The organism is Pseudomonadota bacterium (assembly GCA_010028905.1).
In the GTDB taxonomy this organism is placed as follows: domain Bacteria; phylum Vulcanimicrobiota; class Xenobia; order RGZZ01; family RGZZ01; genus RGZZ01.
This window is the reverse complement of record RGZZ01000222.1, coordinates 1-8,137: the sequence shown is the minus strand read 5'-3', so window position 1 is coordinate 8,137 and position 8,137 is coordinate 1. Positions and strand designations below refer to the sequence as shown.

7 protein-coding genes are annotated in these 8,137 nt (G+C 65.8%); 1 reads left to right on the top strand and 6 read right to left on the bottom strand.

Annotated features, from left to right (window positions below; genetic code table 11):
- The 5 genes from EB084_14830 to EB084_14810 all read right to left on the bottom strand — a co-directional run.
- The coding region (locus tag EB084_14830; GenBank protein ID NDD29533.1) for a hypothetical protein at nucleotides 1-1,973 on the bottom strand (1,973 nt) is incomplete at its 3' end.
- Nucleotides 1,974-2,137: 164 nt separating this feature from the next.
- Complete coding sequence (locus EB084_14825) at nucleotides 2,138-2,479, bottom strand: hypothetical protein (protein NDD29532.1); 342 nt, start codon at nucleotides 2,477-2,479, stop codon at nucleotides 2,138-2,140.
- A 115-nt stretch (nucleotides 2,480-2,594) separates the two neighbouring features.
- Nucleotides 2,595-2,936 (bottom strand): MbtH domain protein, encoded by a 342-nt coding sequence (locus EB084_14820; protein NDD29531.1) that lies wholly within the window; start codon nucleotides 2,934-2,936, stop codon nucleotides 2,595-2,597.
- 140 nt (nucleotides 2,937-3,076) lie between these two features.
- Nucleotides 3,077-4,834, bottom strand: a complete 1,758-nt coding sequence (locus tag EB084_14815) for a cyclic peptide export ABC transporter (GenBank protein NDD29530.1) — start codon at nucleotides 4,832-4,834, stop codon at nucleotides 3,077-3,079.
- A gap of 53 nt (nucleotides 4,835-4,887) precedes the next feature.
- The gene (locus EB084_14810; GenBank protein ID NDD29529.1) at nucleotides 4,888-5,481 is read right to left on the bottom strand and encodes a DUF697 domain-containing protein; all 594 of its coding nucleotides are present in this window, start codon (nucleotides 5,479-5,481) and stop codon (nucleotides 4,888-4,890) included.
- 190 nt (nucleotides 5,482-5,671) lie between these two features.
- Between EB084_14810 and EB084_14805 the strand changes: the two genes are divergently transcribed.
- Nucleotides 5,672-7,006 carry a serpin family protein gene (locus EB084_14805; protein ID NDD29528.1) on the top strand — a complete coding sequence of 445 codons (1,335 nt, stop codon included), beginning with the start codon at nucleotides 5,672-5,674 and terminating at the stop codon, nucleotides 7,004-7,006.
- Between the two features lie 21 nt (nucleotides 7,007-7,027).
- On the opposite strand, the gene EB084_14800 is transcribed toward EB084_14805, so the two are convergent.
- Nucleotides 7,028-8,137 (bottom strand): hypothetical protein (locus tag EB084_14800; protein ID NDD29527.1); only part of this gene is annotated, 1,110 nt, incomplete at its 5' end.

The following is an 8,137-nucleotide window of genomic DNA, read 5'->3' as shown; positions in this document are numbered from 1 at the left end:
GCGTCGAAGGTCAGTGCCGCCACCTGCAGCACACAGTGCGCTGCCCGCAGGCCCCGTGTCGCTCGCTCGCCTGTGATGCTGTTGCACACAGCGCTGTGGCTGATGCTTGCGCCCTTGGGCTCACCCGTCGAGCCGGAGGTGAAGATGATGTAGGCGGTCTGCAGCGGATGTATCGGCACGCACGGTCGGGCCGAGGGCAGCGTGGCGCTCAGGCGCTCGATGAAGTGGGTGTCGATGAGCGTTCTCGCGCCGGCGAGCCGCATCTGTGCTGCTCGTCGTTGTGCAGGGTGCTCGGGGTTGAGTGGCACGAACGCGCCGCCCGCCTTGAGCACGCCGAGCGCGGCGACGAAGGCGTCTACGCCACGGGGAAGGCAGATGGCCACCGGCTCCTCCGGTGCGAGACCACCGCGCAGCAATGCGTGCGCGATGCGGTTGGCGCGGCGATCGACATCGGCATAGGTGAGATGCGTATGGCCACGTATCAGCGCGACGGCGTGTGGGGTCGCGTCGGCGTGATGCTCGAATGCGGCGTGCAGAAGTGCTGGCGAGTCGGGTGAGGTCGGTAGCGATCTGCCCGCCCGGGTCAGATCGGAGATTGGCTCGGTGGTCGCTTTAGAGGTCGTAGCGCCGATCCCCCATTGCAGCACGCCGTCGCGTTCCTGCAGCGAGAGCAGGGGGTACGTGGCGACCGGCGCGTGTGGGTTTGCTGCAGCGAGTTCAATGAAGCGGACGAGCGTCTCGTGGATGCGCGTGATCTCTGTTTCGGTGAAGAGCGCTGGTCGCCAGAGGTAGATCAGGTTGACGGACGCGTCTTTTCTCGGCTGATCAAAGTTCACGTGCACCACGAGCGCCTCTGGCTGCAGGCCAGGGGAATAGTAGCGCTGATTGTGGTGGGTGCCGAACAGATCGGGGTGGCCCGCGATGCATACGTCGAGGAGATCGCCGCCCGCACTGATCTCGCGCAGCAGCATGTCGATGGGGTAGGCTCCGTGCGTTCGTATGATTGTGCGCACGCGTTGTGCGGTCGAGGCGAGCATCTCGTCGAATCCCTGCTGGGGGTCGATCTCGGAGGCGGTGGCATAGGTGCCTACCATCATGCCGCCGGTGTCTCGCAGCGCAGGTGTCGACCGCCCATGTCCAACGAAGGCGATCGCGAGGCGGCGCATCTGCGCGAATCGATGCAGCACCAGGGTGAGGGCAGCCTTCACCACGAGGTATGCCGTGGTTTTGTCGGTGCGCGTGATCAGGGCGTTTACAGGGCCGCCGGGGAGGGTGCGTCGGGTGGTCTGTACGGCGTAGTCGCCGTACGATGGCTTGCCCAGCGCGCGCACGGGCGACTCGGGCAGCGGCGTCAGGTGCGCGGTCCAGAAGGCCCGGTCGCGGGCGCAATCGTCAGACGCCTTGTAGGCCTGCTCAGCCTCGATGAAGTCGCGGTAGCTCCCGAACGTGGCCGGGAGGCAGGCCACCCCGCTGCGGTGGGCCTCGTAGCGGCGCACGATGTCGCCGATGAGCAGATCACAGGTGGTGCCGTCGCACACCGCGTGATGGCCCACGAAGAGGAAGCCGTGGTGGTCTTGCCAGGTGAGCAGGGTGAACGAGAAGAGCTGGGTGTCGAAGCGCTCGCGCGGACGTGCGGCCTGGGCAGCGCACCATGCCTCGAGGTCATCGGCGGCGAGCGTCACCCGTTCGAGGTCGAATGTGGCAGGATTCGTGAAGTACTGCACGGGCGGCGTTGTCTCGTCGTCGGGACGTTCGAGCTGGAGCCACAGGCAGTCGAACGCGGCCGCCGCCTCGTGGATGGCGGTGGTGAGTGCGTCGAGGTCTGGCGTCCCCTCAAGCGTCACCTGCATGGTGAGGTTGGCCACCCCGCTGCCTGGGCAGAGCTGCTCGGTGTTCCAGATGCGCAGCTGGGGGTGGGTGAGGGGGTAGCGCTTCGAATCCGCGTTCAAGTAGACACCGGCCTCATACTGCACCGATCGGTGGGACGGCGCGTGTCAATTCGTGCACATGCGTTCTGGCGCATTGCGGAGAGGAAAAGCGAAGACGCTCTGTGGTGCAGATGTACACCACAGAGCTCACGGGGAGACGATGCGAGAAGCTGTCTGCGCGAATCGCCCGTTCCCGAGAGGCGTCGCCGTCAGCCGGCGCTTGCCTCTGCAGTTTCGGGGCTGGCAGCCGTGCTGCTCTCGGCGGCTTCGCGGGCGATGGCAGCGCGGATGGCCTCGAGCTCGGCCTTGGCCTCTTCATACTGGGCCTTGCGGGCCTCGGCGGTCTCTTCCATGTGCTTGCGCAGGCTCAGGGGGCGCATGTCGGTCCACACCTCGTCGACCCAGGCCATGCAGGCCTGACGGCTGCCAATCATGCCGGCGTCGCGCCACCCGTTGGGGATGTCCTTGTACTCGAGCCAGAGCGAGTACTGCTCTTCGTGGTTGACCAGCACGCGGTAGGTGCGTGTGTCTTCGTCGTCGTGGATGCTCATCTCAGGCCTCTCTTGGCAGGTGGGAATGGACTGCCGGCACAGCAGGAGAGAAGTTGTCTCTGGAGGAGCCTGGTTCCTGCATTCAGGTCGCGGGGCGGAACCTCCAGACCGTGGTCTACGCGCGCACCTCGAGCCGACCGGTTCCCGTGAGCTCGGGGAGCGTGACCTCGGCGATTCCGCGCACGGGCACGTCGTTGAGCACCAGCGTGCCGACGAGACGGACGCGACCCCCTTCGCCTTCGAAGTCGGCCTCAGAGAAGTCGCATTCCGCGGGCACGAGATGGAAGCCGAGCTCTGTGTGCGTCTCGACGAATCGTACCCAGACAACGCCGATCTCGATGCGCTTCTTCAGGCCGCGCCAGTCGTCTTTGTTGCCGGGGGACACGGTTACAGGATGCACACCGGTCGAGAGCATGTCGACGAGCTCGTCTCTGTGCGGGGAAGATGGAAGGGCCATGCGCTGTCTACCTCAACTGGTTGGAATTCTGGAACGTCGGCGTGTATTCTTACGCAACCCAGGCCGCTCCTGCCTCTGAGGGGCCTGTGAGGCCGCCTCACGAGACGCTCTGTCTGCGCACGCCGTCGCAAACCGCTCTTCTACGGCCTGGCGGTCGCGGTCGCGGGGCGTGTCTCAGAGACGATGCGCCCTCCGTCGAGCTTGATGACGCGGTCGGCTTTGTCCCAGTAGCGGTCGTCGTGCGTCACCACCACGCAGGTCTTTCCTTGTGCCGCAAGACGGGGCAGGATCTCGTCATAGAAGCGCTTGCGGAACTCGGCATCTTGATCGGCCGTCCATTCGTCAAACAGGTAGACCGGCTTGTCGTCGACGAGCGCCGCCGCCAGCGCGAGGCGCTTTCGCTGGCCGCTCGAGAGGTCGAGGGTGGAGAAGGCGCCGTCGCGATAGGTGACCTTGTGCGCCAGGGAGAGCTCGGTGAGGTGCTGGTTCACCGTTTCCGCGGCGACATCTTCGTGCCCGTAGAAGCGGTCGAACAGGTGGAAGTCGGTGAACACGGCGGCAAACTGCTCGCGCAGGGCATCTCGGTTCGTGTCGGTCACGGCGAGACCGTCAGCGCTGACCGTGCCGGCGTCGGGTACGTAGAGGCCGCACAGCAGGTTCATGAACGTTGACTTGCCGCTCCCGTTTCCCCCCACAACGAAGACGCGCTCCCCTCGCTCGAGGGTGAAGTCGAGGGGGCCGCATGTGAAGAGCACCTGGTCGTCATCTCTGTGGTGGAACGTCACGCCGCGGTACTCGAGGCGCTCGAAGCCGCGGAGCTGCGCGAAGGTCTCGGTCTTCGTCGTGTCGTCAGCAGGGGGGGGCGTGACGGCCGTCAGTGCGCTCTCGATGCCGCGCAGCGATAGCAGGCGCGCTTCGAGCTGCGTGGTCGAGAGCAGTGCCGATGCCAGACCGGCCAGTGGAGAGAGGCTGAAGAGGAGAAGGGTGGCGATCTCCACGATGACTGTCTTCATCTTGGGGTCGATCAGGGGGACGAGGAACACAACGCATCCGAGTGAGACGAAGGTGTAGGCGATGCTGAGGCTGGAGCCCAGAGAGTTCTCGACCCCCAAGCTGCGCATCTCGCCTTCGAGGCGGCGGCTCTCAGCGTCGATGTTGCGCTGAACGGCCTGGGTCTTGCGTGTGCTCAGCCGAAGTGACTTGAAGCCATCGATGACCCCTTGAATCAGATGGATGAGGGCGTTCTGACGCTCGAGCATCGAGAAGTACCTGGACTGCATCTTGTCGGCAACGCGCGTGTACCACCGCATCACAAGTGCGGTCAGGATGGCCACGACGACCAGCGCGGAGAGCGAGATCCACGCGATGTAGAGGGTGGTGAGAAGCAGCACGACCACGTCTTGCATGTTCGTGAGAAGGGCGGGCAGTCGCAGCGAGATGGTGTCGAAATCCTGCGTGAGCTCGGTGTAGAGCTTGCTGCTTCCCAGGCGTTCGACCGTGAGCAGATCGGTACGTCGAATCTTGTCGACGATGCGCTCACGCAGCGTTCGAAGGCTTTGCTCGAGCTCGTTGCAGGTGATCGAGATGGCGCGAGAGAGCGTGAGGTTCGAGGTGGCGAAGAGCGCCAGGTAGGTCGCGATCTGCACGAACGTCGGCCTCTCCCCGGCGACTGCGCGAGACAGGCCTGCGCTGGCCGTGATCATCAGCAGGGCGTCGGCAATACCAGAAACCACCGCGAGCGCCACGACGATTCGGGCTGCTTTCGGGTCCCACGACCGGAGGAGAGCGATGGTCTGTTGCACCGTGAAGTGTGTTTCCCGTTTCAGCGAGTAGGGGGTAGAGGGGCGTGGCCCGCAGGCGTGGACTGACCGCCGCGATTCGAGGCGTGCGCCTGCCAAAGAAAAAGGGCCAGGCGCCTGCGGCGCCTCAGCCCTCTGTCATCGTGGCGACGCTACTTCGCAGCGCCTGACTGCTCCTTGGCCGCAGCCTTGGCCTGCTCGAGACCCTCTTCGAACTGCTGCTTGAAGTAGGCGCGCATCTTCTTGGCGTCGAGGTTGAGCAGGTTGCCGCCCGCCTCGAAGTGCATGATGAAGACCTTGCCCACCGCGTAGGTGAGGCCCCCGGTGATCACGGGCAGCGAGACCATGCCAAGTGCCGTGCCCACACCAGGGACGAGCTTCACGAAGCTGAGCGCGACGCCCAGGCCCAGGCTTCGGGTTCCGATGCCGGTGATGAGCGTGGTGATCACCTCGCGGGCCGCCTCCTGCTTGAAGGGAACGTCGTAGATGTTCGCCACGGCGCGCACCATGGCCAGCTGGATTCCTGTTGCGGCCACGAGGTCGAGAATCGGCACGGGAACCAGCGACGCCGCCGCGTTGCCGTACATGTACTTCTTGATCGCGCACAGGGCGCGCTCTTCGCGCGTCTCTTCGGTCTCACAGGCTGAGGCCGAGCAGGATGAAGCCTCTGCTGCGGTTTCGGTTGTTGCGGCCGCCTTGGCCTTGGTCTCTGGCGCGGCTGTCTTGGCCTGGGTGTCGGTGCTCATGTCTGCTCTCCCTAAGTCTCAGGTTGGACGCATCTGGCGGGTAGACGTTTCAAAGAACACTTCGGGTGCACAGGGTGCGAATCCTCTGTCGAACGGCGCGGATGTTCTCCCCCCGTGACTGAGCATACCCCGCCTCGCCCTCGTCTGTCCTCTGCAGGGTCGGTGCAGGTTCGTGGAGAGGGGCTGTTTCGTGAACGGGCGAAGACCTCGCACGTCGGTCATCTGCAAACCTGCGCCTGGATTCGTGATGCTGATGCTCACGAGAGCCGTGAAGAGGGGGTTGAACATGGTCCAATCGTTCAAGCGCCGCTGCGCACGTCTTGTCTCGGCTGTCTGCCTGGCCGCTCTGGTCGCATCCACGGCGGCGTGCGCCGCGCCCGCGAAGTCGCCCCTCGAGCGCGCGGCGCACGGCAACAACGTGTTTGCCGTGCGCATCTATCTCGATCAGGCGCGTCTGCATCCGGGAAAGAACGTCTTTCTGTCGCCCTTCAGCCTGTCGATGGCGTTCGGCATGGTCTACGGCGGCAGCCGCGGGGCCACGGCCCAGCAGCTGGCGAGCGTGTTCTCGTTCGACAGCGCGGCCAGCACGGCTGACCAGGGGCTCGGCGCCCTGAGCGACGCGCTCACGGCGCGCGCTCGGCGCGGTCGCTACGCGCTGTCGGTGGCCAATGGGCTGTGGCTGGCGAACGACCTCGACCTGAACGCTGCCTTCGTGGGCCTGATCAAGAAGTGCTTTCATGGGGGGCTCACGCGGGTGAGCTTCTCGAAAGTCGAGGCCGTCTGCCAGCAGATCAACGGCACCGTGTCGCGTCTCACGCACAACAAGATCCGCGACATCCTGACGCCTGGCGATCTCACGCCATCGACGCGCCTCGTCCTGGCGAACGCAGTCTACTTCAAAGCCGCATGGGCCATGGGGTTCAGCGCCAGGCGCACCGAGCAGCAGCCGTTCTACACCACGGCCACCCGCTCCAAGCCGGTCGCCCTGATGCATCGTGAAGACGAGCTGGCGTATTGCCGGGCCAAGGGCCTGCAGATCGTCGGAATCCCCTACGTGAACAACGATCTCTCGCTGGTGGTGCTGGTTCCCGATCAGCGCGAGGGGCTGAAAGGGCTCGAGAGATCGCTCACGGCCGCGAAGCTCACTGAATGGATGAAACGCCTCTCCCTCAGGGAAGTGAAGCTGTGGCTTCCGCGATTCAAGCTCGAGAGCGGCTTCCGCATCGAGAAGCAGGATGCGCGGCGCCTCGGGGTTCCCCTCGCCTGGTCTGATCTGGCTGATTTCGAGGGGGTGTGCCGCGAGCCCATCAAGATCGGGCTGGCGGTTCACAAGGCTTTTGTGGAGGTCAACGAGGTCGGAACAGAGGCCACTGCCTCCACCGGCATCGCCGTGGTGCGCAAGGGGGAAGTTCCAGCGAAACCGCCCGAGGTTCCGCTGGTGCGCGCTGATCATCCGTTCATGTTCGCCATACGCGACAACCACACGGGCACCATCATCTTCGTGGGAAGGCTGCTGGCGCCGTAGGGCGCCGAGTGCGCGTGGCTGTCAGGGCACCACGTCTTCGGGTGCGGTCAGCTCTCCGCCTCCCGCGCCGGGGGCTCCGACAACCCTGAAGCCCGCGCCTGTCATATCGTCGATGATGACGAGGCGGTTGTTGCCCGTGTCGGCGATGGCGATGCGTCCGTCTGGCAGGAGGCGGACGCCGCTCGGTGCACGCAACGGCGTGGCGCCGGCGGTTCGCCCGTCGAAGGGGGTCCACCCACGGCCGGAGACGTCGTCGACGCGCACGATGCGATCGTTCCCTGTATCGGCGACGTAGACGCGGTTCTGGGCGTCGAGCACGAGGTCGTGCGGCGTGCGCAGGGGGAGCATCGCGGGTCGGGCGCTCGATTCCGAGGGGGTTGCGCGCGGCGGCGCGACGAGGTCGACAGCGCGGTCGCTCTGCATGTCGTCGAAGCGGTGGATGCAACTGCCGGACGCGTCCGCCACGTAGACCCGCCCCGCGCTGTCGGTGCGCACCGCGACCGGCACGCTGCCTGGGGCGAGCTTGCGTTCGAGGAAGCCCGCTCCGCTCATGTCGTCGATGCGCACGATGCGGCTGTTTCCCGTGTCGGCGATATAGATGCGCCCCTGGGCGTCGACGTGCACCCCCCGCGGCCCCGCCAGCGTTCCGAAGCCGCCGTACGTCACGGCTCCCGCGCCGCTGATGTCGTCGATGCGCACGACGCGATGGTTGCCCGCGTCGGCCGCATAGATGCGCCCCTGGGCGTCGGTGACCGCAGAGCGCGGGCCGTTCAGTTGCCTGGTTTGTGGGCCGAGGCTGCCGTAGGCCACGAACGACGCGCTGTCGAGCCTCACCTCGACGAGGCGATGGGTCTGTGGTTCGGCCAGCACCACGGTGTCGGCTCCAAGGGTGCTCACGGGAGCGGCGGTCTGGGCTGGCGTGGGAGGGGGCGTGACGGTGACCTGCACGTGGGCCACGCGAGACCGATCGGCGCTCGCGCCCACCGCTTCGAGGCGCACGGTTCCGGGCTGGGTGCCCGTGACGATGTGCGTGGGGAGCTTCTCGACCGCGTGCGCGTCGAGGCGAACCACGTTCGCCGCGCCCGTGTAGAGCGCGCAGCTGAACGGCTCGGTCGACTCTCCCGACGTGCC